This is a genomic window from Collinsella sp. An271 (genome assembly GCF_002159695.1).
GTDB lineage: Bacteria > Actinomycetota > Coriobacteriia > Coriobacteriales > Coriobacteriaceae > Collinsella > Collinsella ihumii.
Genome location: NZ_NFJE01000036.1, coordinates 1 through 1181 on the forward strand (window position 1 = coordinate 1; position 1181 = coordinate 1181).

Sequence of the window (1181 nt, forward strand, 5' to 3'; positions counted from 1 at the left end):
CTCTGCCGAATACTTGGGCGACGGATGTCCCATCCCATGCCCCCTTTCCCCGTTTACGGCATCATGCCCAAACGGAACTCGATGTGTCAACGGAAACGGGGGAGATTCACGACGCGAACCTGACGCTGGGGACCCCGGGGCCCAGGGCCTACGACCCGGATGACCCCTCGTCCCGCAACCCCTGGCTCGTGGAGGAGGTGGGGTCGGCCCTGGACTGGTACCTGGAGTCGGACTTCGCGCCGATGGAGGCGGCGCTCCACGCGGTGTCGCTCTACGCGCCCGCCATGCGAGAGGCCCTTATGCGCGCGGTCGGCGCGTGAGCGCGGCCCCGCGCGGTCACGAAGACACGTACAGACAAGGAAGATTGGAGAGACCATGGCGACCATGACCATCAACGGAAGGAAGATCGGCGACGGCGCCCCCGCCTACGTCATCGCGGAGGGGTGCGACAACCACATGGGCGACCTCGATGCCGCCAAGGAGATGTGCCTGAGGGCGAAGCTCGCGGGCGCGGACTGCATCAAGTTCCAGCACCACCTCCCCGACGAGGAGATGCTACCCGACGTCCCCATGACGTCCAACTTCGACATCCCGCTCTACGAGTTCCTGAAGCTCCACGCGCTCACGCTCGACCAGCACGCCGAGCTCATGGCGTACTGCAGGGAGATCGGCATCCAGTACCTCTGCACGCCCTTCAGCCTGAAGGCGGCGCTCGAGCTCGACGAGCTCGGCGTGGACGCGTTCAAGATCGGCTCCGGCGAGATGGACGACATCCCGACGATCAGGGCGATCGCGGAGCTGGGCAAGCCCATGATCGTGTCGACGGGCATGGCCACGATGGAGGAGATCCGGCGCACCTACGACGTGCTCGTCGAGAGCGGCGTCGAGTTCGCCCTCATGAACTGCCTATCCGAGTACCCGCCCGTCTACGAGGACGTGAACCTCGGCGTTCTGGACAAGATGGCGGAGGCCTTCCCGGGGGCCGTCATCGGGCACTCCGACCACACGCCCGACCTCTACACCTGCTTCGCGGCGGTGGCGCGCGGGGCGAAGATCCTCGAGAAACACGTCATTGTTAATGTCAATCTATCTTTCGCCACTTTCGCCAACGCAAATTCGCCGATCGCGCCAACGCACTTTCACCGATCGCGCCAACGTCAGGCGCCGCTTCCGGCGTCCCT

At 65.1% G+C, this 1181-nt stretch carries 2 protein-coding genes; both read left to right on the top strand.

Going from position 1 to position 1181, the window contains the following annotated elements; genetic code table 11:
• Positions 1-83: 83 nt before the first annotated feature.
• On the top strand, positions 84-320 hold the full coding sequence (locus B5F74_RS12135) for a hypothetical protein (protein ID WP_143753891.1): 237 nt from the start codon (positions 84-86) through the stop codon (positions 318-320).
• A gap of 55 nt (positions 321-375) precedes the next feature.
• A partial coding sequence (locus B5F74_RS12140) for an N-acetylneuraminate synthase family protein (RefSeq protein WP_204212605.1) occupies positions 376-1181 on the top strand: 806 nt, incomplete at its 3' end.